This window comes from Saccharospirillum sp., from assembly GCF_039982735.1.
Taxonomy (GTDB): domain Bacteria; phylum Pseudomonadota; class Gammaproteobacteria; order Pseudomonadales; family Natronospirillaceae; genus Saccharospirillum.
This window is the reverse complement of the sequence record NZ_JBDWXV010000008.1, coordinates 232,308-255,712: the sequence shown is the minus strand read 5'-3', so window position 1 is coordinate 255,712 and position 23,405 is coordinate 232,308. Positions and strand designations below refer to the sequence as shown.

Below are 23,405 nucleotides of genomic sequence, written 5' to 3'. Positions count from 1 at the left end.
TCTATCATAACCACTTCTTTGATAGGTTAGGTTGATGAGTCTGTATGGAAGTCCCGATGAGAGCGATTTCTCTGGTATGACAGTTTGGATGTGTCATTTAGGGGCTGCCTCTCCGGAAGAATACGGCTCGGTCTAGCATTCGAAGAACCTCACGCCGCCCATGTTATTCCTCTGCTGCATTCCGTTACTCGGCATCTGCCTATAGCTCGGACGGCTTACACCCTAAAGTCTTGGCTATCTTCCAGACAGATTCAATCGAAGCTTTTACTCTGCCTCTCTCTATCCCTTATACGAATGAGCGAGCCAAGTGGGCATTGTTAGTGAGGGTTTCTTGTCTCATAACCAGGCTACTACAGCTGCTAAACCTGCTACTAGTAGCAATTGTAGCTACCATCATGATCCTGCTGACCCGGTTTACACCCCCAGTGCGATTAGTTGCCCATTTCAATAGTAATGGCGAAGAGTAGTTTTCAGGTGCAAAAAGTATTGTTCCAACACAGGTGTGAATTACTGTAGGTGGTGCTTCCTTCAAAAGTAACGTTAGTTGAAGTTATGCTAACGCAGTATGACATCTTGACTTGGCAGTCTAGTATGGATTTCAGACATCAACAGAGGAGTTAAGAATGTCTAGTTATCATCATAATACTGGTTTATACATCCTAAGATTGAGGCAGGTAATGGAGCGCACAGGATTGTGTCGATCAACCATTTACGCCAAGCTTGATAAAACTTCTAAGCTACATGATCCTACATTTCCAAGACAAATACGCCTGGGAAGAGGGGCCGTTGGATGGATTGAGTCAGAGATAAATGCTTGGCTTGCAGAGTGTGTATCCTCATCAAGGGCAGCATCATGACCTTCAACAAAAATTACGGACTTAACCCACAATTATGGGGCTGGAGTGTGCCGTTGATTCCTCCTTATTATGGGAATGATAAGCCGTTCCCCTCTACGAATAGTTTACCGCTGTTCAATTCGTTTGTTGACGAAGTAGAGAGGAATATCCAAGCACCAAGGCCGATAATTACCAGTTGTGTTCTCGGTGCTCTTTCTTTGAGCCAGCAAGGAGTGATGGATGTACAAAAACCGAATGGGCAGCAGGCACCAGTATCATTAATGTTACTGACTTTTGCAGCTTCCGGGGAGCGAAAGTCCTCTGTTGAAAATGTTTCATTTGAAGCGATTCGGACCTTCGAAAAGATACAGAGGGATAGATATCATGAAAAGTATTCTGTGTGGAAGGCAAAGCATGATGCTTGGAAGGCTCGACGAAGAGCTCTTTTGAGGGCTATAGAAAAAAGAGTTGCCAGCGGCCTTCCTTCTGCACAAGAAGAGTTTATTTTGGTAGAAATAGAAAACGATGAGCCGAGAAAGCCAAAGCGGTTCAAGCTGATTTACGAAAACTCTACTACCGAAGCATTGTACAGTGGGCTTAATGAGAACTCGTCAACTGCAGGCTTGATCTCAAGTGAAGGAGGGGGGGTATTAAATAGTACCGCATTTAACGACTTCACTAAGCAGAATGCAATCTGGAGTGGTGATCCAATTACTGTTGATCTTAAGACGAGGCCGAGTTTTGACCTTACAGGGGGCCGCTTAACAGTAGATTTAATGGTACAAAGAGAGGTATTCGATAAACACCAAGATAAAAGGGGAGGCGCTACCCGAGGCTCAGGGTTGTGGGCACGCTATCTGGTAGCTGAACCGATAACTACCCAGGGTACACGCTTTATCTCAAATTCCACACAATCATGGGAGCACCGAGAGAACTACAATGCACGTATAAAAGAAATACTAGAGGAGAACGATTCAACCCAGGAAACTCCAGGGGCAGAAAGACAGCTTGTCAAATTGAATTCTGAAGCGTGTGAACGATGGCTGGAGATGACAAATGCGATAGAGGCAGAAATAAGACCAGGTGGGAGGTTCGAGCATGCCGGAGATCATGCGGCAAAGCTTGCCGACAATATCGTTCGAGTCGCTGCTAACTTACACAAATTTGAGAATTTTGAAGGAGACATTTCCAGAGAAACACTTGAAGTGGCAATCAACATTGGTTTTTGGCATTCGGATCAGTTTCTTGACATATTCTTAGCGCCACCTCAGGAGGTATTGGATACAAATGAATTGTACATTTGGCTGAATAATAGTCGATCACGTGGTCACCGGTACATTCGGAAAAACCATATTCGTCAATACGGTCCGAACCGCATTCGGGAGAAGCATCGACTTCAAGTAGCGCTAAACTTTCTACAATGCAATGGCGAAATTAATACCCTTGTGGTAGGGAAGGTCGCCATCGTAGATTTAATGCCATGGTATCCAAATGATGACGGAGCAATGCAGATTGCAATATTCGGACAGGTAAGGGGTCCAATTCTCTCAGGCTAAATGTCACTAACTATTATTGGAAAAAATATCGTAACTCGTATATATGCTAAAGGTTTACCTGCATTAAATTGGCTTCAAAGGAAAAAGTCGATCTGTAGTATTATACAATTAAAATTAAATTAATTATCAATAGGCAATATAAATTAACCCTAATCAATCTCAGTATGTGATCACAAAGCATCGAGCTAAGTCCAACACTATAAGTCATCGGTTAAATACAGAGAATTATGGAAAGGTCTGTATATCTGGAATAAGTAAACCTCAATCTGTTGATTCTAAAGGTGCTTTAACATTATGAATGTGAAACTGTGTAACTATTTTGATTATTATGAACCTACGTGAGAAGTTATTATGTGCAGCCCTGATGTTGGTGACGTCTTTCTGGATGATATAAAGCAGTTTCCATTAACAGTAGAGAGTGACCTCTTAAATCAACTTAAAATGATAAGTGCGCTGGTGCAGGATATTGCCGCTGGGAATGACCGGCTATTCAAATCGATCGACAATATGAATGGTCAATCATGCTTCAAAGCGAATAAATTGGGTAAGAAGTTAATTTCAGTCCTTCGTACTGGTGAAGCAGAGTTTGAGTATCACTTTCCAATCCATACCCTGAACCCCTACGCAGAATTACTTTTTCGATGTGCAGCAAGAGCTGTGGACCCATATCTACCCACTTATTTGCATTCCATTCTACCTCATGAGACGCAATTGGCTGTAATAGCTCTGAATCAATTGGTTGAGGATATAAGAAATGAAGCGCGATCAGTCGATTTCCAAAAACTAATCAGGAGATTTTCAAGGGCAGAGAAAAAAAGAACCACTAGTCTTGATCTCTACATTGACGCATTGTTTGAGAAGTACTCTAGATTGGTTGTCATACGCGTCGATTTAGCCTATAAGGCAGGCTCTTTCTCGGGGTTGGGTCTGAATGAGAGCCTAAAGCAGGTAAAAGGCAACTGGGCGAGCATGCAATCTAGCCTCCATAACAACAAGCCTGTCAGAAACCTTGTTGGTTTTGCATGCACCCTAGAGTATGGATACATCAAGGGCTTTCATTTCCACCTTCTAGCTTTCTATGATGGTTCGATCTATCGAAAGGATATAGTATTGGCTAGGATGATTGGTATGTATTGGGTAGAAGAGGTGACCGACGGGAGGGGTATATATTACAACTGCAATAAGTATAAGCATCGGTATAGGCGACTTGGAATTGGGGTGTTGAATCATCATGATTTCGAGCTAATAGATAACCTTAAACATCATGTTTCTAGTTACCTGGTAAAAGTGGACTACTGGGTGAGACTGCTTCCGAGGAGCGGCAGGTCATTTTTCAGGGGAAACATGCCTAGGTTGGATGCAGTAAAAAAAGGGCGGCCAAGAAAAACGTAATCTCAGCCCTTTCGTTCTGAATCATAGAAATACCAATTGATCACCTACTTGCATCAGGGCGGATGATGGTCGATGCAGCCCCTGCAAGCTTCCTTGTCAGCCCCTTTTCCACAAACTCAGAAATCATAGTGTCCCGCTTAGCAAGACGATTTCTGGTGGTATTCGATTCCATATCTTTCCAATGCCGTTTGGCCTCTTCATTGATATGTATCAATGCGCTTGAGGCATAGTCGTTGTACTGGCTTAGTATTTCTTGTCCGATATGCTCTAGTGAATCAGAATGGCTGTATAAGTCGTCAGGTAAAATTGCGTTAACTGCTTGCTCTATTACGTCCCTCCCTACCTTCTTGTTATTCCACTTTTTTTGAAACCAATCCTTGACTATAGCTTTATCTGATCTTTGATTATTCGAGAAAAACAATGTCGAAGCCTCATTGAGGTCGATAAGCATCGTTGAGGTCCAGGGTTCCACTTTAAACCGCCCATAATCTTTACCAGTTTCACGCGACCTATCTGCAATCTTTCCATAATCCTCAGAAGTGAGAAATAGGTCTTCAATTTTAATGGAGACAGACGCTTCAGCAGTTGGTTGATGGTGCTTACCAGGACGGTTTTGACCTTTCAGGGCAGGCTGATACGTTAGAAAGGAGCCGAACCAGTTAAATCCTTTGAGATTCTGGTCCGGATATCGATTGCTGTAACTGTGTGTATTTAACAACTCTAATGTACCATCCACATGCATAGTCCCTACGGCTATGAAAAGTTTACTGCGGATTTTCTCACGGTGTATCAAGGGCATACACTCAGACGGACGAATGCATAGAAATTTGATATCTTGATGAATAGGAAACAGTTCACCCTTTTCTTGCACTCCGCCTAATTGACGGCCTCTATAAGTTTTAGTCGATCCGAGAATGTCTCGGTCACTAATATACACTTCGACAGTATCAGGTATATCGATAAGGAAGAGGCTCTCCTCCTGTTTGGCCAAGTCGAAAAGGGTCTCAATAGTAATGGACAGATCCTGCATGACTTGAACTGCGGGTATGATGTTGTAGCTGCTGTTTGATTTAGCCTGCATGTGAATGGACTGTCTCCCAGCAATGTGCTGAAATTGTGAACTGAAGAAACACAACCTATCACACTTGGCAGCCCGTCGTAAGTCGAGTATGAGTGTCCCAACGGGCTTGAATTTTAAACCAATGCTAATCATTTAGCGCGCCGTGGGTTAGTGGAGCGCTTGTATGCGGTGTATCCTAAGTGATTATCATCGTGGTTTTTGCGGTCGATCTTCAAAATCGAAGGTAGATAACACTGGTGCTATCAATGGTGCTATAAAACCTTAATTTGTTGATTTTATGGCGCTATTTATGAGTTTAATGCATATTTATGAGTCCGGCCTCTGGTACCAAACATTGAAAAAGCCCTGATCATTGACGTGGTCGGGGCTTTTTTGTGCCCCATGGGTCTGTAGCGACAGAGAAGGTTCGGTTGAACCTGTTGTGCTGTTGATGCTAAGACGGCCAGTTTACTGAGCGTCATCGCTAAGGTACCAACTCGGGTGCGAGTCAAAAAGTGATGTCGCTGTTGGCGCGTAGGTCATTGACCATTAAATAAGGTGCATGCGAATATTTAATGTTGTTTTATAGGAAGCTTGGTTAAATGAATCACAGGGAAATCGTAATGAAGTGCAGGCAACTCGTTGGCATGGCTCCTATGTTATTGGCGTTGGTGTGTTCGGCAGATTCAAGTAATCCCGACGCTGTTGCCAGAGCGTTTATGAATCACGTTCAGAAAAGCGAGTTTGATATGGCTGTTCTGCATGTGTTGCCCGAAGACAGAAGTGAGTTTGAGAGTTTAGAAGAAGAACTGTCCAGAATGCCTGCCTTACCGAAAAAAATAGAGGTTGTGGTTGAGGTTAGTGGTAACCGGGGGCAGTTTACGATCCCTAACTGGAGTGATCAGGCGAGGGTCGATCTGGTGTTCAGCGATGATCGGTGGTGGATATCCGAGTAACGTCTTAACCGATTGTGAAAACCGGTTGCTCTGAACTGGCTCCGCTCAGCTTTTCAGTCTCTCGGCCACCAGGTGGTCCGGCAGTTCCGGTAGCATTTCCTTAAGCAATCCGATCAACCGGTTATTGGCCCAGTTCTGTTTGTAAACCAAACCAAAACGGTAATGAAAGGCCGGTTTGAAGGGTTTGATCAGTAGGTCATCGCGCGTCGCCTGGTGGTCGTAGGCCGTGATGGGGTTGATCAGTGTGATGCCCACGCCATTGGCAACCAGAGAGCAAATGGAGGCTATATTGGCTTCTGTTTTACCTGCGATTCGAATGTTTTTTTCCGAAAGGTGCAACAGAAGCTGGTCGGCAGCGAGATTAGGCTGGTTGGGAATGACCAGGTGCTGACCTTTTAAATCTTCAGTCGTGATGATGCTTGCCTTGGCCAGGCTGTGGTTTTTCGGCATCAGGCAGACGGCTTCAGTTGAGATCAATTCGTCGACCACCAGTGCCTGGCTGGTGACTGGCAGGGTAACAAACCCAACATCGAAATAACCCGCTTCAACCGCCCGAACCACTTCCGGACTGGGCATAATGTCCAGGTAGACGCTGTATTTCGGGTTGTCACTCAGAATACGGGCAATGGTTTTAGGTACATACGCGAAACCAAGGGCCGGTGCACAGGCAATGCGTATCCGTGAAGCACCAAACTCACGTAACGCCACAATGCTGTGCTTCATATTCTCCAGATTACTTAGTAACCCCAGTATCTCTCCATAAAGCTCATCGGCTTCGGGCAGTGCGACCAGCCGCTTCTTGTGGCGCATGAATAGCGCGATGCCAATGTTTTCTTCCAGCTGCGCGAGAGATCGGCTGACGCCAGACTGGGTAATGCCCAGGTCTCGAGCCGTTCTCGTGGCCGTGCCGGTTTCATAAAGGGTTTTGAAAATCAGCAAAGATTTCAAAGAGTTAAGGTTTATATCACTCATAACGCCAGCACTCAGTCGCTGTTTTTTAGACAATAACATGACTATAAGTCATCAAATAATGAAAAAACATTATGCGTTGAAATAAATTTTTAGCTGTTCCTATAATGCGGAATCGTTCAAAAAAACACCGCTTTGTGCATAAGGAACATCGACTCAATGTCCAGCAACGCTTTGTTTTACCTGACCAGCAATGACATGCCGCTGGTCAGCCACGCCGACGGCATTTATATCTGGGATACCACAGGGCGTCGTTACATTGATGGCTGCTCCGGCGCCATCACTTGCAATATTGGTCACAACCACCCCACCGTAAAACGCGCCATGGCTGCCCAACTCGATAAGGTCGCCTTCAGTTACCGCACTCAATTTGAAAGCCAGGTTGCATTGGATCTGGCCAGCTCGATGGTGGAGCTGACAGCGGGTGATTTGCAGAAAGTCTTCTTCGTCGGCAGTGGCTCAGAGGCCGTTGAAAGCGCGATCAAACTCGCGATTCAGTATTTCGTAGCCGAGGGTCAGCCTGAACGCAGCAAGTTCGTATCGCTGCGACCGTCATATCATGGCAGTACTCTGGGCGCTCTGGGGCTCACCGGCTATGAACCCCTGGAAGCGCCTTATCGTTCCATCACCATTGGCTCAGTCAAGGTGCCATCGCCGGATCTCTATCGTTACCGGGAAGCCAGTGTGGAAGAACACATTGCAGCGGTGCTTGATCAAACTGAAAGCGCCATGCTCGCCGCCGGGCCAGGCACCATCGCTGCCATTGCTGTAGAGCCGGTGGGTGGCGCGAGCACGGGCGGTCGCATGCTTACCCGGTCGTATATGGAAGGGTTGCGCACTCTGTGCGACCGGTATGGTTGTCTGTTGATCATGGATGAAGTGCTCAGTGGCATGGGCCGCACCGGTGCCTGGTTTGCCTACCAGCATTACGGCGTGACACCGGATATTCTGGCACTGGCCAAAGGCCTCGGGTCTGGCTATTACCCCATCGCCGGGATGATGGCGCGACAGGAGCTGGTCGACTCGGTCGGCCGCAGTGGTGGCTTTATGCATGGCCATACCTATGCCGGAAACCCGCTGGCCTGTGCCACCGGTCAGGCAGTGATCGAGGTGATGAAATCGGAAAACCTGGTCAGCAATGCCGCTGAACAGGGCACCTATTTACGACAGCAACTCGAACAACTGGCCAGCAAATACTCCTGCATTGGCAATGTACGCGGTATCGGCTTATTGCAGGGTGTAGAGCTGGTGCAAGACCCTGCGACCCAACAACCTTTCCCGGCTTCGTTTAATGCCTTTGACAAACTCACGGCGGTGGCAAAGGCGCGCGGCCTGCTGATTTATCCGCGACGCTGTCTCAATGGCGTGGAAGGAGACCATGTATTAATTACCCCGCCTTTAACGGTAACCGCATCGGATATCGACGACATCATTGAGTTGTTCGACCAGAGCCTGGCTGACTTTGAACGGCTGGTACGCGAGCAGGCGGCCTGAATATGAAAAAGAACCGGACTCTGGAAAATGCCATTGCGGCCATTCCTTCGGGTGCCGTGATTATGGTCGGTGGTTTTGGCAACCCGGGCACCCCCTTCACTCTGATACGAGAGTTAGTGAGGCAGGGGCAAACTGACCTCACGTTAATCAAGAACGATGCCAATGAGGCCGCGCATGGCGTGAGCCGGTTGATCGAAAATGGCCAGGTAAAAAAGCTGATTACCACGCACATTGGATTGAACAAGGGCGTGATTGACCGGATGAACCAGGGCGACGTTGAAGTGCAGTTTCACCCCCAGGGTATGCTGGCGGAAAAAATCCGCACCGCCGGTGCCGGTAGCTTTGGTTTTCTGACGGACATCGGCATCGATTCAGAGATTACCCGACCGGATGACCTGCTAGATTGGCAGGGCAAAACCTACAAGGTCGAAATGGCGCTGTCGGCTGATTTTGCATTGCTTCATGCTGCGCATGCCGACTGGCTGGGTAACTTGGTGTACCAGGGCTCGGCTATTAACTTCAGCCCGCTGATGGCCATGGCGGCGAACCATGTCATCGTCGAGACGCCGGATCTGGGTGCGCCGGGCTGTTTTAAACCGGAGCAGGTGCACACACCGGGTGCTTTTGTCGACAGCGTGGTACCGCTGGCATCACTCACCTCAGACTATGGGATTCTGGAACATCATGTCCGTCGTTGAACGCATTCTACGCCGGGCGGTGATGGAGATCGCACCCGGCAGCATTGTTAATCTCGGTATTGGTTTGCCGACGCAAGTCATGCATTACCTGCCGGATGACTTCGATGTTCAGATTCATTCTGAAAATGGCATTCTCGGTGCCTGGAAGCAAGCGGCGCCGGAACACATGGACCCTTTTCTAATTGATGCCGCGGGGGCTTACGTTTCCCTGCGCGAAGGCGCGAGTCTGTTCGACAGCGCTGTGTCCTTCGCGATGATTCGCCGTGCCCGGCTGGACCTTACCATGATTGGTGCCTTCGAAGTTGATGCGCACGGTAACCTCGCCAACTGGAAAATTCCGGGCAAGTTTTCGCCGGGTATTGGCGGCGCTATGGAGTTGGCCCAGAAGACCCAGCGCATCGTCGTGCTCACCACCCACACAGACAAGCACGGCAATCCGAAAATTCTGAAAACCTGCCGTTTGCCGCTGACCGCCAAGGCCTGCGTCAGCCGGATCATTTCAGACCTGGCCGTGATAGACGTGACCGACCAGGGGCTGGTGGTACGCGAAAAACTGATTGAGATCAGCGATGCCGACTTGCAGGCACTGACTGAGGCCGAGCTGACTTTTGCTAACGAAGGAGGCACGGCATGAGCCTGACAGAGCGCGAAAGCGACCTGCTGACCAGTGCCGATGCCGTCTTTCCGGATGCCCTGGCCTTTGTTGAAGACATGGTAAAAACCTATGCCGTGCTGGGTCAGGAGCAGGCGGTGCTGAATTGTGTTGAAAGCCAGATGGCCGACCTCGGCCTGCCCGTCACCCGGGTTGGCATGCACAAGGCTGAGCTAGCGGAACATCCGCTTTATGCACCGGTGCCCTGGGATCACGACAGCAAATACAATCTGGTTGCCTGTTTAAACCCTCAAGCAGTTGGTAAAACCCTGGTGTTTAACGGCCACCTGGATGTCGTTCCTGCCGACCCCTTTGATATGTGGACCTCTGCGCCCAACGAACCCTGGCGACACGATGGCTGGCTGTACGGACGTGGCGCTGGCGACATGCAAGCCGGTGTGGCAGCGATGATTTATGCCGTCCACGCCATTAAACAGGCGGGCTTCCAGGTGACGTCTCCGCTCACCGTGCAAGCTGTGGTTGAAGAAGAGTGTTCAGGTAACGGCGCTCTGGCCTGTTTACACCAGGGATTCGGTGGCGATTTTGTATTGATTCCCGAACCGTTCGGTCCAACCCTCTATTCCGGCCAGATCGGTGTACTTTGGTTCAAGCTCGGTGTGCGTGGTAAGCCGGTTCACGTGCAGGCTGCCGGGACGGGCATAAACGCCATCGAGAAACTCCAGCGATTGATTCCCTGGCTGCAAGACCTGGAAGCAGAGCTTAACGAACAGCATCGAGTAGGCCCGTACCGGGAAATCGACCATCCCTTTAACCTGAATATTGGCGCCATTGCTGGCGGTAACTGGCCATCCAGTGTGCCGGCGTTTGCCGAAATGGAAGGCCGCATTGGTTTTCCCCCGGGCATGACCGCCAATGACATCATGCAACGCGTCAGCCACTGCATTGACCAGGCCTGCCTGAGAGACCCGGCGTTCGCTGAAGAACGACCGGTGTTGAGATTTCATGGTTTTCGCTCTGAGGGGCACCTGGTCGATACCGGCAATCCGGGTATTGAGCTGTTATCGCAATGCCACCACAGCCTGACCGGTGCCGACCCCGAACCCTACTGGTCTACCGCCACCACCGATTTGCGCGCCTTTCATTTCTACAACCGAACCGGCGGCACCTGCTATGGACCGGTCGCCAAAAACATTCACGGCGTCGATGAGTGCGTCAACATCGAATCCATCCGTCACGTACTGCGAGCCTATGTGCTGTTTATCAGCCGCTGGTGCCAACTGGAGCCGTTATGAAGCCGGTTTATTTAACGCATTACCAGCGCACTGCATTCAGCCGGGCGCACCCGAAAAAAGCCGGTGTCGATGCCTTTGAAAACTGGTCGGCAGACTGGCTGATGGCCCAACTGATTAATCACAGCCTGGCGGAAACCGGCATTTCGCCCGAACGCATCGATGACCTGAGTCTGGGCTGTGCACTGGCGGTAAAAGAACAATGGAGCTTTGGCGGGCGGTATCCGTTGATGCAAAGCCGGCTCGGTGATCAGGCGGCCACACGCATGATCGATCAGCAATGCGGTTCCAGCCTGGCCGCACTGCGTTTTGGCATGATGTCCGTCGGATGTGGAGCCATAGAGGTTGCATTGGCGGGTGGCTTTGAACACATGACGCGCGTCCCTATGGGCCCTGCCTTGTTCAAGGAAGGGGTATTGGGTGTGCCAGCCATGCCGGGTGATAACGGCAAAAACTATGACATGGCGGTTGCGCTGAACATGGGCCTGACCGCCGAGCAGTTGGCGACGGCCTCGGGCATCAGCAGAGAGCAGATGGACGCCTTTGCGTGTCGCTCGCACCAGCGAGCGCACGCCGCCCAGCAAGCCGGTTTTTTTAAAGATGAAATATTGCCGATTAACGTCGCAGCGTCGGAACCCTTCGCACAGGATGCCTGCATCCGGCCCGATACCCGGCCAGAAGCCCTGGCGCAATTGTCGCCAGCTTTCAGTGACAGCGGAAACATCACGGCGGGTAACAGTTCACCTCTAACCAGTGGGGCGTCGCTGGCCATGCTGATGTCGGAAGCGGCGGTTAATGATACCGGTGCGATTCCACTAGCCCGGGTGCACGCTTGCGTGGATCGGGGCACCAAACCGGAATTGATGGGGCAGGGGGTTGTGCCAGCGGTTGAGCGCTTGCTGACGCAAACCCATCTGACCGTCGACGACATTGATCTTTGGGAAATCAACGAAGCCTTCAGTGTTGTGCCGCTGTATGCCCGGGAAACTCTGGGTATTGATGACGAAAAACTGAACATACACGGAGGCGCACTGGCCCTTGGCCACCCACTGGGTGCCACTGGGGTTCGACTGGCCGGTACGCTGGCGCGCTCGCTCCAGCTTACCAGTGGCCGTTATGGAATAGCCGCTGCCTGTATTGGCGGCGGCCAGGGTATTGCCTTATTGATTGAACGAGTCTGAACGGCATGGCGTTGCCATGGGTTCACATTACAAACCATTAACAACGTTTCGACAGGAGGTGACTGCAGCATTAGCCGGAATCAACACAATAACTAATCTGGATGGGTTACAACGATCGATCCTGGCTCAACAGGTACGGTCATTGACCAGTGTGAAGAGGGGCAATGCATCGAAGAATGCATTGTTTTAATAAAGTCTGAACAGGAATAAGAACATGAAGACACTGACTAAAACATTCTCACAAACTCTGGCGGCCGCAGCCGTGATTATAGGGGCAACCGCGATGGTGGCCATGCCAACCCAGGCGCGTGACCTGCCTGAAATTCGAGACGACGTTTTTCAGGTCGCCAACTCCGGTGCCTACCCTCCGTTCAGCTTTGTGAATACGCAGGGTGAACTGGTGGGCTTCGATGTTGATATCGCCAAAGCTCTGGCCGAAAAAATGGGCGTTGAAGTTGAAGTGCAGTCGTCACCCTGGAATGGCATCATCGCCGCACTGGCTGGTGGCCGGTTCGATGCCTGCATCTGCAGCATGAGCGTAACCGAAGAACGCCAGAAAGCGGTTGATTTTACCGATTCCTACTACAGTGCCGGCCTGTCGGTATGGGTACAGGAAAGCACTGATGACATCAGCAGCATCGGTGATTTTTCCGGCAAACGCGTGGGTTCCACCCTGGGTGAAACCGGTAATCAATGGGCCGTCGAAAATGGGGAAGGCGAATGGCGCAACCAGACCTTCCAGGGCCTGCCCGACATGATGAACGCCCTGACCACTGGCCGCATTGATGTGATGATCGCCGACGACGTACCCGTGCTGGTCGCGATGCAGGAAAATGCACCTGCAATTAAGATGGTCGATGTCGGTGAACTCCCTCGCTGGCCTGCAGCCATCTCCATCCAGAAGAACAAACCTGAGCTGATGGAAGCTCTGAACGTTGCCCTGGCCGAAATTAAGGAAGACGGGACCTACCAGGACATCGTAGACAAGTGGATTGGCGAAGGTGCCAATATTGAGTAAGGGCTGATCAAGAGAGCCAGTACATAACGATTGGATTGCTGGCCCTCAAAGCTTCAAAACTCGACTTTGACATGGCGCTGTGGATAAGCGCTGGGTGCAGGGCTTGCTTACTAGGGGGAGTCCGCAGCATGGGTCGGTCCGACACCTCGGCTGCGGTCTAGGCCCGGGATGTCGAACCGCCATGGACGGATTGAGTGGGCGGCATCCCGCCCGACTCCTAAGAAGCAAACCCTGCATCCAGCGCGGACGACTGTCGATGTTGTGGCCAAGTCGAGAACTTGAACAACAACAGCAAAAAGGTATGACCATGGACTTTGACTTGATGGTCGAGGTGACGCCCCTGTTGATCAGGGCGGCCTGGGTTACGATCGATATCTCTTCCCGCGCCATTTTCTTCGGCTTCTTTGTGGCGTGTGGGCTGGTGTTTTTACAGACCTTCCGCTTTGCCCCCATCCGCTGGTTTGCCCGCGGTTATATCAGTGTGATTCGAGGAACACCCTATTTCGTTCAGTTGTTGCTGGTGTTCTATGGCGGGCCTAGCCTTGGCTTGCGACTCGACCCCATCACCTGCGGTGTCGTCGTTGGTGCGTTCAATATTGGCGCATACATGAGTGAGGCTATTCGCGGCTCGATTGAATCTGTCGACAAAGGGCAGAGTGAAGCGGCCCGGTCACTGGGTTTCGGCAAGGTACAAACCATGGTGTCGATTGTGCTACCGCAAGCGGCCAGCCTGATGATTCGCTCCGTGGGTGTGCTAGCCATCGTGCTGATCAAGAACTCCTCGCTGGTGTCTATTATTTCGGTGGTTGAGCTGACCTATCAGGCACAGCGTTTGATTGGTTCCACCTATAAACCGCTGGAAATTTTCACCATCAGTGCGCTGATGTACATCATCATTATTTACGCGGTGATGGGCATCATTGAACTGGCCTATCGCCGGGCAACCCGGTACACCACTCAATAGGAGGTCGTTCAGATGGAATTTGATTTTACGCCCGTTGTTACCTACTTCCCGACTCTGTTGAAAGGTGTTGGTGTAGGGTCACTGGTGGCCATCGCTGTTGCGCTGATGTCGGTTGTCGGTGGGCTGGTGGTTGCCGTGATTTCGATCTATACAAAAAAAGTCGTGAGCTGGCCTTTGCGGTTTTTTATCTGGTTGTTCATGACCACACCGCTGCTGTTGCAGCTCTACTTCCTGTACTTTGGGCTGGGTGAGTGGATTCTGATTCCAGCCATTGTTGTCGGTATTCTTGGCCTTGGCTTCCACTACATGGCGTACAACGCCGATATTTTCATTGCCACCATCAAGTCGGTATCCGACGGGCAATATGAGGCCTCCCGGTCGCTGGGCTTTGGTCACTGGAACACCATTTTATACATCATTGTGCCCCAGGCGTTTATTCGCTCCATCCCCCAGTTGGGCAACAACATGATTTTAATGGTGAAGGATACTTCGGTGCTCTCTGCCATCGGTGTGGCTGAGCTGGTGTATGCCTCCCAGTATGCGATCAGCGTGTCGTTTAGGCCGTTCGAATTCTTTATTGTCATTGCTCTGATGTACTACGTAATCAATATTCTGATGGAACTGGGCCAGGCTTGGCTGGAGCGGCAGACTGCCTACCGTCGCTGAGTTGTCCTGATAAACAATTAAGATACTGGAGCTTTTTATGAGCACAGAACAATCGACAGATACACCCATGGTAGAAGTGCGCAACGTTCATAAGCGCTTTGGTGACCTGGAAGTATTGAAAGGCATTAACCTGACGGTTAACCGTGGCAAGATCATTTCCATCATCGGGCCTTCCGGTTCCGGCAAGAGCACCCTGTTACGATCGGTCAATCACCTTGAAGTGATAGATGAGGGGGCGATTCTGCTCGACGGCGTTCAGGTAAACCGGCCGGATATGAAGGGCCTGGCGTTTGAGCGACACATCAACACCATTCGCCAGAACATGGGCATGGTGTTTCAGCACTTTAATCTGTTCCCGCACCTGTCGACCATCGATAACGTGACCCTGGCACCGCGCAAGCTCAAGGGAATGGATAAAAAAGCCGCCCGCGAACTTGGTATGGAGCAGCTGGAGCGGGTGGGGCTTGCGGAAAAAGCCGATGTATTTCCGAACTGGTTGTCCGGCGGGCAAAAGCAGCGTGTTGCCATTGCCCGGGCACTGGCGATGAAACCCAAGGTGATGCTGTTCGACGAAGCCACCTCAGCGCTCGACCCTGAACTGGTCGAGGAAGTAAACCGGGTAATGCGCAGCCTGGCCGATGAACACATGACCATGCTGATCGTGACTCACGAAATGAGTTTCGCGCGCGATGTCTCCGACTGGGCCCTGTTTATGGATGGCGGTGTGGTGGTCGAGGAGTGCACCCCGGATAAACTGTTCAGTAACCCGGACCAGGAACGTACGCGTAACTTCCTGCAAAAACACCTCGGCAATAACCATTAGGCGGTGCATCGTGAAATGCTTTTACCATGAGGCGCAAAGCGCACACGCGCCCAAACACTTTTTTCTGCGCGGGCAACCCGCACCGTCACCGGAGCAGCCGGTTCGTGCTGATCGATTGAAAGAGGCGGTCGAAACGGCGGGCGCAAGCCTGGTGTTGTTACCTGCACTGGTCACACACGACACTGCGTTGATTGATCGGCTAAAGCGCATTCACAGCGCCCGTTATCTGGATTTTCTGGAAACCGTGGTAGAGCGTTGGCGAACCCTGCCGGCTGCTTCAGACGTGGTGGCTCCCAATGTGCACCCTTGTGGCCATGCCAGCGTTTATCCAAGGCACATTATTGGCCAGGCAGGCTGGCATATGCACGATATGGCCTGCCCGATGGATGAAGGCAGTTATACCGGCATCATCGCCAGCGCGACCACGGCACAGGCGGCGGCCGTAGCCGTGGTGCAAGGCGAGACCGTCAGCTATGCTCTGTGCCGGCCACCGGGCCACCATGCCGGCCCAGAGCGGGCAGGCGGGTTTTGCTTTCTGAATAACACGGCGCTGGCGGCAACCGTTCTGCGTGAACACTACGACCGTGTGGCCATTATTGATGTCGACCTTCACCATGGAAATGGCACCCAGGATATTTTCTGGGAGCGAAGCGATGTGTGGACCGGGTCGGTTCATGTTGACCCGGCCGATTTCTACCCGTTTTTCTGGGGCGCAGCGACGGAAGTGGGCGAAGGTGACGGCAAGGGGTTTAATTGCAATGTGCCGCTGCCACTGGGCGCCAATGGCATTGCATTTTTGCAGGCACTGTCACGCTTGCTGTCTGCATTGGCAGAGTTCAAACCCCAGGCCATTGTGATCGCGCTGGGGCTCGATGCCCACAAGGACGACCCCCTGGCGGGCATGACCCTGGAAACCGAAGATTTTTACCGCATTGGCCAGCGCCTTGCCCAGGTGAAAGGACCCAAAGTCATTGTTCAGGAAGGCGGCTACCCAACCGACAGCCTCGGTGATAATCTCGCAGCCTTCCTGCAAGGTTTTCGGCGGGGCTGAACCCCGAACAATCTCTAATTTCCCAACCAACAGAGTGCATTTTATGAGCGATCGTTACATCGACAGCAACCACCGTATGAGCCAGGCCGTCATCCACGGCAACACCGTTTACCTGGCAGGCCAGGTCGCCCCGGATGCCAGCGCCGGCATGCGCGGTCAGACCGAACAGATTCTGCAAGGCATCGACCAGTTGCTGGCCCAGGCCGGTACCGATAAATCTCACCTTCTGTCAGCCACCATCTGGGTCACGGACATGGCCGAGTTCAGTGAAATGAATGAAGCCTGGGATGCCTGGGTGGTGCCTGGTCGCACTCCGGCACGCGCTTGTGTCACCGGTAACCTGGCCAAGCCGGAATGGAAAGTGGAAGTGATGGTGATAGCCGCTATCCCAGCCTGATCTGCTGCTACAGGTTGCTAGTCACATTGCTGCCGCTACGCCGGATCCGTTCGGCGTATTCGTCATTCCAGCACCGCAGGCTTCAGTACCTGCGGGACACCGGTGACTTAGCCTGCAGGGCGATCGCGTTAACCTTTCCGGTTTCTGAGTGCGGCTCTGGATATCAGCCTGGTATTAAGCGTAGAGTATCTACTCAACCAGGCGCTGTACCACTGGAGCGATCCATCGCCTTTAGGAGAATGGACTATGGGCACCCAACTACCTTTTGAGTTCAACCCCGAACTGGACCTGCTGCTGGAACGCACGGTGGATATTCCCGCCGAGTGGATCTGGCAGGCCTGGACTCAGCCTGAGCTGCTGATGCCCTGGTTCTGCCCCAAGCCCTGGTCGGTGACCGAGTGCGATATCGACCTGCGCCCGGGCGGTATGTTCCGCACCGTGATGCAATCGCCCGAGGGCGAAGCGATGCCCGCCGGAGAAGGCTGTTATCTGGAGTTGGTCGAGAACCGGCGCCTGGTCTGGACATCGGCCATGTTGCCCGGTTTTCGGCCGGCGCCTAGCCCAGCCGAGGGCGAGTTTGTGTTTACGGCCTATTTGCTGCTGGAACCAGAAGGCACTGGCACGCGCTATACGGCAGCCGTGGTTCACCAGACGGCGGCAGCTAAAGCCCAGCACGAGGCTATGGGCTTTCACGAAGGCTGGGGCATCGCACTCGACCAGTTGGTGGCGTTCATGAAAGCACGCCATCACTAAAGCCCAGGCTCTGACAACGCGGTTTGCACACAATCATCCGCAGCCTGCAAGACTGTCGCTCCCGGCAGTGAGTGGTTACTATCGCCCGCTCACTGAACGGAGGTGTGTATGCAAAACTGGGTGTTCCTGAGTATCGCTATTGTGGCGGAAGTGATCGCCACTTCTGCATTGAAATCCAGCGAGGGGTTTTCAAGGCTTTGGCCCTCGCTGATTGTCGTAGCCGGTTATCTGCTGGCGTTCTACTTTCTGTCGCTGACGCTCAGAACCATACCCGTTGGCATTGCCTACGCGATCTGGGCGGGGCTTGGCATCGTGCTGATCGCGGTGTCTTCCTGGTTGTTGTATGGTCAGAAACTGGATTTCCCGGCCATACTGGGGATGGGGCTTATCATTGCAGGGGTAGTGACCATTAACGTCTTTTCCAAAGCCGGTCATTAGCAATTGTAAAACTCGCTACTAACGCAGGAAAGGGAGCCTGAGTATGAAAACCATTGGCCTGTTGGGCGGCATGAGTTGGGAATCGACCCAGACCTATTACCGGTTGTTGAACGAAAACGTCAAGACCGCCCTGGGTGGCCTGCACTCGGCCAAAGTGGTGCTGTACAGCGTCGATTTTGCCGAGATCGAGGCCCTTCAACACCAGGGCAACTGGGATGAAACCGCGCGGATCTTGTCGGCTGCTGCCCAGTCAGTTGAATCTGCCGGGGCCGAAGTGCTGCTGATAGGCACCAACACCATGCACAAGGTCGCCCCACAAATCGAAGCCGCCATTGGTATTCCCCTGCTGCACATCGCCGATGCCACGGCTCAGGTGCTGCTGAATGCAGGCATCGACCGCATTGGTTTGCTTGGCACCCGTTTTACCATGGAGCAGGCGTTTTACCGGGAACGGCTGGAAGCCAAAGGCATTGAAGTGCTGACACCCAATGCAAAGCAACGGGAGCGCATTCATCAGGTTATCTACGAAGAACTGTGCCAGGGCGTCATCAGTGAGCCTTCCCGGGCCGAATATCTGGCGGTTGTGGACGATTTGGCGGCGAGCGGTGCCCAGGGGGTGATTCTAGGGTGTACCGAGATCGGTCTGTTGATTCAGCAGGCCCATACACCGGTTCCGCTTTACGACACCACGCGTATCCACGCCGAGCAGGCAGTAGAGCACGCGCTTGGTTAACAGGTTATGAGGCCAGGGTTACCTGGTCTCTACCCGTGTGTTTCGACTGATACAGGGCTTTATCGGCCTCATCCAGTAGGGTTGAGATGCTGGCCTCATCGGTCACCGTGCCGGAGGCCACCCCGATGCTCAGGGTGACATGGCCGACCTCACTGGCCGGGTGCGGAATGGCCCGGCTGCGAATGTTGCGCAGAATACGCCGGGCTACCTGGGTGGCGGACTGCAGGTCGGCATCGACCATCAGAATCAGAAACTCCTCGCCGCCAATACGCAGCGGATACGCCTCTTCAGAGCGAAATCCCGATCGAATAACGTCGGCAATGGTGCGCAGGCACTCATCGCCCTGCAAATGACCCAGGCTGTCGTTGTAGGGCTTGAACCAGTCGATATCGATCATAAGGGCAGAAATGACCCGGTTCTGGCCATTCAGCGTGAGCAGTCGACGCAAGCGGTCGAGCGCGCGCCGGTTACCCATTCGGGTCAGTGCATCTGTTTCGGCTTCTACCAGGGCCTGTTGATACTCATGTTGAAGGAGAGTGGTGGTGTGTTTGGCCCGCGTGATATCGACACCAATGCCCAAAACCCCCACCTTTGGGATCACGGTTTCTGACATCAGAATCCAGCGGCCATCGACGGTATCGATCTCAAACTGGCGATAGGGAACGCTTCTGCGCCGTTGCTCGGCACGGGCCAGCCAGTCTTCGATGTCGTCTGTCTCGATCAGCAGGCCTTTGTTTGAGCGGTGGCTTTCCCGAATCATGTCGCGCCAGGTAGGGAGTGAACCAGCAGGCAGAGTGGTCACTTCATAAAAGATGTTATTGGCATAGACAAGGGTATCTGCCTCGTCGTAGAGGCACACCATGCTGCCACTGCCTTCAAAGAGCTGCTTCAGCGTGGGGATCAGCGCAGCGAGTGACGTTGAGCCGTTGTCGGACTTCATGACGATTTGCTGTACCTTTGGTGGGTATAGGGAGCCTTGGTAGCAAGGATAGCAACCACACTACTGACTAAAGGATAGCCCTGTAAACGCAGACTGGCTAACCCGAGGTGGTATCCGAGCTCCCGGGAGTCTACCGGAATTGGATGTCAGGCGGATTTATCCTGACGACCGGTTCGCTTTTTACGAGGTTTGGCATGGCTGGGGTGCCACTATTGGATTATTCTAAGGGTATTGCCTTGTGGGAGTAGGGATGTGCGTAGCAGTGTGAAAGCGGTTGTGGTTGGGCTGGTGTTGATTGGGGCTGCTAATGTGGCTTGGGCGGAGGATGTTCAGCCAAGGATTATCAATGGCGATCCTGTGGCCGACGGGAGCTACCCATTTTTTACTGCATTGATGAAAGAGTATTCATGGTCTGGTGGAATTGCAGATGAGCACTGGAATCCGGTCTGTGGTGCGTCATATATTGGCAATGGTCTGGTGTTGACAGCAGCCCATTGCGTTGACGACATTTCCAACTCGACGGATTTCTCGGTGTTGATCGGGAATAACTCAGATGACATGAGGTATGAATACTGCAAGTTACTGTTCGCCGGTAGCGTCTCGTGTGCAACATCGAATGATTTGGATACCCCGCCTGCAGGCTTCGATGATCAAGACTTTACGGGATTTCTTGCGTATGACGCCAATAATGAAATTCAGTTGGCATCCCCTCGAAGCAAGATCTACATTCATCCCGCTTATGTTTCAGGTAGTTTTAACAATGATGTGGCACTTATTTATGTTGGGGCTGACACCAGCGATACTTTTACAGGCATAGAGATCACCAACACGACTGATGACTGGAATACAAATATTGGCGATTTGGTGCGAGTAATTGGTCATGGCAATACAGACACACTGCAGAATGCCATCGATCAGCAAGTTGAAACCATTCCCAGTGCTGAGTTACTACAGGTTGATGTTCCCGCCAAACTAGATTCTGCATGCGATGACTATGGCTCAAGTTACGTTGATAACACAATGTTGTGTGCTGGTGTACCGAATGAATTCTCGCCGATAGATGGGAAAGACTCCTGCCAGGGTGATAGTGGTGGCCCACTCTTTTTTGATGGTGGTCCTCAGGTGGGGATTGTCAGCTGGGGCGCCGCTTGTGCCTCTGCAAATGGTGTTTATACCGATGTAGCTGCCATGCGCCCCTGGATCAACGCTGCGGCACGAAACATCCTGGACGAATTGGATTTTCCCTTATCTGTAAATTTTGGTTCGGCCTCTGAAACCCTGTCTTCAACTAGAAGCTGGACCTTTACCAATACATCGGGCGGGCCAGTCGATGTTAGCAATTTTAATTTTTCTCAATTGCCCAATGGGCTGAACATGATCGGCAACGGATGTATCGGCACGTTGGCCAATGGGAGTAGTTGCACGATTCAATTTGAAGCGAATTTGTCCAGTGTGGGTACCTACAGAAGACCTTTCCAATTTCAGGTAGAAAGCGAATTACTGGAGGTAACGCTTCTGGCTTCAGTTTCTAAGGCAACGGGTGGGCAACGATTCAGCGGAGGAGGAGGCGCGATGTCACCCTGGTGGCTCCTGCTTGCCGCACCATTGGTATTGTTTCGCAGAACTCGTAAAGGCCCTCTGGCCTTGCTACTGCTTTCAACGTTGGGCCTCACCGCCTGCTCTTCCAACCCCTTTTCATCCGAACCCCCGGAAGTGGTCTTCAACCCCACCATCTCGGAGCAAGGCCTCGAATTCTCAGTCATGTCGAATGGCTGCACGCAAGAGAACCATCTGCTGTTGAGGGTGAAAGGAGATGAAGTCGAGGTGGTTCGCACTCAGCCCGATATTTGCCGCGCGACCCCTCAGTTGAAGCGATTTGTGATGCCACTTCCGGAGCAGGAGTCTGTCTGGCAGTTGGAAAACCCGGTTCGGTACTCAAACCGGGTCAGTCGCGACGGTTAGCAAGGGCTCGCGCTCACCCGAGGCACTGACCATCGTTTGCGGTATTACAATGCCAGGTGCCTGAACTCTGGCGACTCTTCGCTGTAGCGCCAGTATTGATCGAATACATCGAGCTGCTGGCGCACGGTGGCTCTATCGTCGTAATGGGCAAAACCGATGTAGCCGGTTTCTGAATTCCGGTACACCAGGCCGCTGCGATCACTGAGCACAAAGGTGCCTTTCATGGGTTCGGTGTCGAGAATTTCGGGCTTGATCACCCGGATTTCGATGCGCGACAGCCGTTTTATCAAGTCGAGCCAGGCATGGCGCCCTTTCACAACCGGATCGGTCTCGGTAACCAGAATGCGAACCTTGCTGCGCCGGTTACGTATGGCAAATTGGCGCAGGGCGTCGGTGACGGCATCGCTGCCCAGCCAGTCGCGGTCGAGGTCGGTGCTCAGTACGGTCAGTTCACGGCCTGTCTGGTTGATCAGTTCGCGGCTGTGTTCGATGAAGTCGTCCAGAGTGTTCAGTCGAATCACACCGGTGTCATTGCGTTCGGTCATGGGCGATTCCCTCCCAAGTCAGTGAAAGCTCAGTTTCGCATCGATACTTCGTTCAGTGAGTCCCGTATCGACAGAAAGCTGTGGTAGCGTCTGGGTAGCAGTTTACCGGATTCCACTGCGGCCCGTACCGCGCAACCTGGTTCGGTTTCGTGCGCGCAGTCACGGAATTTGCATCGTCCGGCCGCGTCGTCGAGCTCTGGAAAGCCCTGGAACAGGCTGTCGGTTTCAACGTGCCAGAGCCCGAACTCGCGAATGCCGGGGCTGTCGATCAGGTTACCTGCGCCGGGGATGTGGTACAGCGCCGCCGTTGTGGTGGTGTGCTTGCCCTTGCCGGTGGCTTCGGAGATGGCGCCCACGCGAATGACTTCATCGGGCAGCAGGGCGGCGATGATGGACGATTTGCCCACACCAGACTGACCCACGAAAACCGAGTTGCCCTCGGCCACCAGGGCGCGAATGGCCTGCATGCCTTCTTCGGTCTGGGCTGAGACGGCGTGGGTCTCGTAACCGAGTTCCCGGTATTCTTCCATTTCCCGCACCATGTCCGGTGCCTGATCGAGCTGGTCGGATTTGTTCAGCAGGATGATGGGGTGAATCTCATCGTGGGCGGCGGCGACCAGATAGCGGTCGATCAGGTTGGCCGGTGTACGTGGCGTGGGCGCCGCGACGATGATGATTCGATCGATGTTGGAAGCGACTGGCCGCAGCTGGCCGCGTGAATCGGGTCGGCTAAGCAGGGTGCGGCGTTCTTCGGTGGCGACGATAACGCCGCCTTCCTGCGGGTCTGGCTGCCAAATGACCTGATCGCCGGTCACCAGCGGGGGCAGGTTGCTGCGTTTGTGGCAGCGTACTGTGGTGCCATCTTCGGCTTCCACCTCGGTGGTTATGCCGTAGTGCGCGATTATGAGCCCGCGCCGTGCTTCGCCCAGCTCACCGCCTTCCAGTTGGGATTCGATTTTGTCGGCCTTTTTCTGGGCACGAGCCAGTCGTTCGTCCTGTACTTTCTGTATTCGGTGTTGTTGCTGACGGGTCAGCTTGCGTTTACTCATGAATCGACGGTGCTTCTCTTAA

The 23,405-nt window shown here is 52.5% G+C and carries 24 protein-coding genes; 19 read left to right on the top strand and 5 right to left on the bottom strand.

Annotated features, from left to right (window positions below; all coding sequences use genetic code 11):
* The first annotated feature begins 623 nt into the window (after positions 1–623).
* The 3 genes from ABJT94_RS05810 (at position 624) to ABJT94_RS05800 (ending at position 3,784) form a co-directional block, all read left to right on the top strand.
* Entirely contained in the window at positions 624–857 is a 234-nt protein-coding gene (locus ABJT94_RS05810) for an AlpA family transcriptional regulator (RefSeq protein ID WP_348474777.1), read from the top strand.
* On the top strand, positions 854–2,392 hold the full coding sequence (locus tag ABJT94_RS05805) for a YfjI family protein (RefSeq protein WP_348483268.1): 1,539 nt from the start codon (positions 854–856) through the stop codon (positions 2,390–2,392). The genes ABJT94_RS05810 and ABJT94_RS05805 overlap by 4 nt, the downstream gene beginning before the upstream one ends.
* Before the next feature lie 351 nt (positions 2,393–2,743).
* Positions 2,744–3,784 (top strand): inovirus-type Gp2 protein, encoded by a 1,041-nt coding sequence (locus ABJT94_RS05800; RefSeq protein ID WP_348483269.1) that lies wholly within the window; start codon positions 2,744–2,746, stop codon positions 3,782–3,784.
* 40 nt (positions 3,785–3,824) lie between these two features.
* On the opposite strand, the gene ABJT94_RS05795 is transcribed toward ABJT94_RS05800, so the two are convergent.
* Positions 3,825–4,865, bottom strand: coding sequence for a hypothetical protein (locus ABJT94_RS05795; protein WP_348483270.1), 1,041 nt, complete (start codon positions 4,863–4,865; stop codon positions 3,825–3,827).
* Between the two features lie 581 nt (positions 4,866–5,446).
* Between ABJT94_RS05795 and ABJT94_RS05790 the strand changes: the two genes are divergently transcribed.
* Positions 5,447–5,800 (top strand): hypothetical protein, encoded by a 354-nt coding sequence (locus ABJT94_RS05790; RefSeq protein WP_348477063.1) that lies wholly within the window; start codon positions 5,447–5,449, stop codon positions 5,798–5,800.
* Between the two features lie 45 nt (positions 5,801–5,845).
* Here ABJT94_RS05790 and ABJT94_RS05785 read toward each other — a convergent pair whose 3' ends face one another.
* Complete coding sequence (locus ABJT94_RS05785) at positions 5,846–6,772, bottom strand: LysR family transcriptional regulator (protein ID WP_348477064.1); 927 nt, start codon at positions 6,770–6,772, stop codon at positions 5,846–5,848.
* A gap of 156 nt (positions 6,773–6,928) precedes the next feature.
* Between ABJT94_RS05785 and ABJT94_RS05780 the strand changes: the two genes are divergently transcribed.
* The 14 genes from ABJT94_RS05780 to ABJT94_RS05715 all read left to right on the top strand — a co-directional run bounded on the left by ABJT94_RS05780 (position 6,929) and on the right by ABJT94_RS05715 (position 18,887).
* Entirely contained in the window at positions 6,929–8,263 is a 1,335-nt protein-coding gene (locus ABJT94_RS05780; RefSeq protein WP_348477065.1) for an aspartate aminotransferase family protein, read from the top strand.
* Positions 8,264–8,265: 2 nt separating this feature from the next.
* Positions 8,266–8,961 carry a 3-oxoacid CoA-transferase subunit A gene (locus ABJT94_RS05775; RefSeq protein WP_348477066.1) on the top strand — a complete coding sequence of 232 codons (696 nt, stop codon included), beginning with the start codon at positions 8,266–8,268 and terminating at the stop codon, positions 8,959–8,961.
* Positions 8,948–9,595 (top strand): 3-oxoacid CoA-transferase subunit B, encoded by a 648-nt coding sequence (locus ABJT94_RS05770; RefSeq protein ID WP_348477067.1) that lies wholly within the window; start codon positions 8,948–8,950, stop codon positions 9,593–9,595. The genes ABJT94_RS05775 and ABJT94_RS05770 overlap by 14 nt, the downstream gene beginning before the upstream one ends.
* Positions 9,592–10,866, top strand: coding sequence for an ArgE/DapE family deacylase (locus tag ABJT94_RS05765; protein WP_348477068.1), 1,275 nt, complete (start codon positions 9,592–9,594; stop codon positions 10,864–10,866). The genes ABJT94_RS05770 and ABJT94_RS05765 overlap by 4 nt, the downstream gene beginning before the upstream one ends.
* On the top strand, positions 10,863–12,044 hold the full coding sequence (locus ABJT94_RS05760) for an acetyl-CoA C-acyltransferase (protein WP_348477069.1): 1,182 nt from the start codon (positions 10,863–10,865) through the stop codon (positions 12,042–12,044). Before ABJT94_RS05765 ends, ABJT94_RS05760 begins: the two co-directional genes overlap by 4 nt.
* 214 nt (positions 12,045–12,258) lie before the next feature.
* Positions 12,259–13,062 (top strand): transporter substrate-binding domain-containing protein, encoded by an 804-nt coding sequence (locus tag ABJT94_RS05755; RefSeq protein ID WP_348477070.1) that lies wholly within the window; start codon positions 12,259–12,261, stop codon positions 13,060–13,062.
* 256 nt (positions 13,063–13,318) lie between these two features.
* Positions 13,319–14,026 carry an amino acid ABC transporter permease gene (locus ABJT94_RS05750; protein WP_348477071.1) on the top strand — a complete coding sequence of 236 codons (708 nt, stop codon included), beginning with the start codon at positions 13,319–13,321 and terminating at the stop codon, positions 14,024–14,026.
* Between the two features lie 12 nt (positions 14,027–14,038).
* A complete protein-coding gene (locus ABJT94_RS05745) occupies positions 14,039–14,692 on the top strand; it encodes an amino acid ABC transporter permease (protein WP_348477072.1) in 654 nt (217 codons plus the stop codon).
* A gap of 67 nt (positions 14,693–14,759) precedes the next feature.
* Positions 14,760–15,515 carry an amino acid ABC transporter ATP-binding protein gene (locus tag ABJT94_RS05740; protein WP_348477270.1) on the top strand — a complete coding sequence of 252 codons (756 nt, stop codon included), beginning with the start codon at positions 14,760–14,762 and terminating at the stop codon, positions 15,513–15,515.
* A gap of 10 nt (positions 15,516–15,525) precedes the next feature.
* A complete protein-coding gene (locus ABJT94_RS05735) occupies positions 15,526–16,566 on the top strand; it encodes a histone deacetylase family protein (protein WP_348477073.1) in 1,041 nt (346 codons plus the stop codon).
* Between the two features lie 43 nt (positions 16,567–16,609).
* A complete protein-coding gene (locus tag ABJT94_RS05730; protein WP_127556482.1) occupies positions 16,610–16,963 on the top strand; it encodes a RidA family protein in 354 nt (117 codons plus the stop codon).
* Between the two features lie 246 nt (positions 16,964–17,209).
* A complete protein-coding gene (locus tag ABJT94_RS05725; protein ID WP_348477074.1) occupies positions 17,210–17,716 on the top strand; it encodes an SRPBCC family protein in 507 nt (168 codons plus the stop codon).
* A 108-nt stretch (positions 17,717–17,824) separates the two neighbouring features.
* Positions 17,825–18,154 carry an SMR family transporter gene (locus ABJT94_RS05720; RefSeq protein ID WP_127556480.1) on the top strand — a complete coding sequence of 110 codons (330 nt, stop codon included), beginning with the start codon at positions 17,825–17,827 and terminating at the stop codon, positions 18,152–18,154.
* 43 nt (positions 18,155–18,197) lie between these two features.
* Positions 18,198–18,887, top strand: a complete 690-nt coding sequence (locus ABJT94_RS05715; RefSeq protein ID WP_348477075.1) for an aspartate/glutamate racemase family protein — start codon at positions 18,198–18,200, stop codon at positions 18,885–18,887.
* A gap of 4 nt (positions 18,888–18,891) precedes the next feature.
* On the opposite strand, the gene ABJT94_RS05710 is transcribed toward ABJT94_RS05715, so the two are convergent.
* Positions 18,892–19,827 carry a GGDEF domain-containing protein gene (locus tag ABJT94_RS05710; RefSeq protein ID WP_348477076.1) on the bottom strand — a complete coding sequence of 312 codons (936 nt, stop codon included), beginning with the start codon at positions 19,825–19,827 and terminating at the stop codon, positions 18,892–18,894.
* A gap of 252 nt (positions 19,828–20,079) precedes the next feature.
* Here ABJT94_RS05710 and ABJT94_RS05705 point away from each other — a divergent pair, with 252 nt between their 5' ends.
* Positions 20,080–21,789, top strand: coding sequence for a trypsin-like serine protease (locus tag ABJT94_RS05705; RefSeq protein ID WP_348477078.1), 1,710 nt, complete (start codon positions 20,080–20,082; stop codon positions 21,787–21,789).
* A 44-nt stretch (positions 21,790–21,833) separates the two neighbouring features.
* On the opposite strand, the gene ABJT94_RS05700 is transcribed toward ABJT94_RS05705, so the two are convergent.
* Together ABJT94_RS05700 and rsgA are read right to left on the bottom strand one after the other, a co-directional pair.
* Positions 21,834–22,334 (bottom strand): hypothetical protein, encoded by a 501-nt coding sequence (locus ABJT94_RS05700; RefSeq protein ID WP_348477079.1) that lies wholly within the window; start codon positions 22,332–22,334, stop codon positions 21,834–21,836.
* Between the two features lie 29 nt (positions 22,335–22,363).
* Entirely contained in the window at positions 22,364–23,383 is a 1,020-nt protein-coding gene (gene rsgA / locus ABJT94_RS05695; protein WP_348477080.1) for a small ribosomal subunit biogenesis GTPase RsgA, read from the bottom strand.
* Positions 23,384–23,405: the final 22 nt, after the last annotated feature.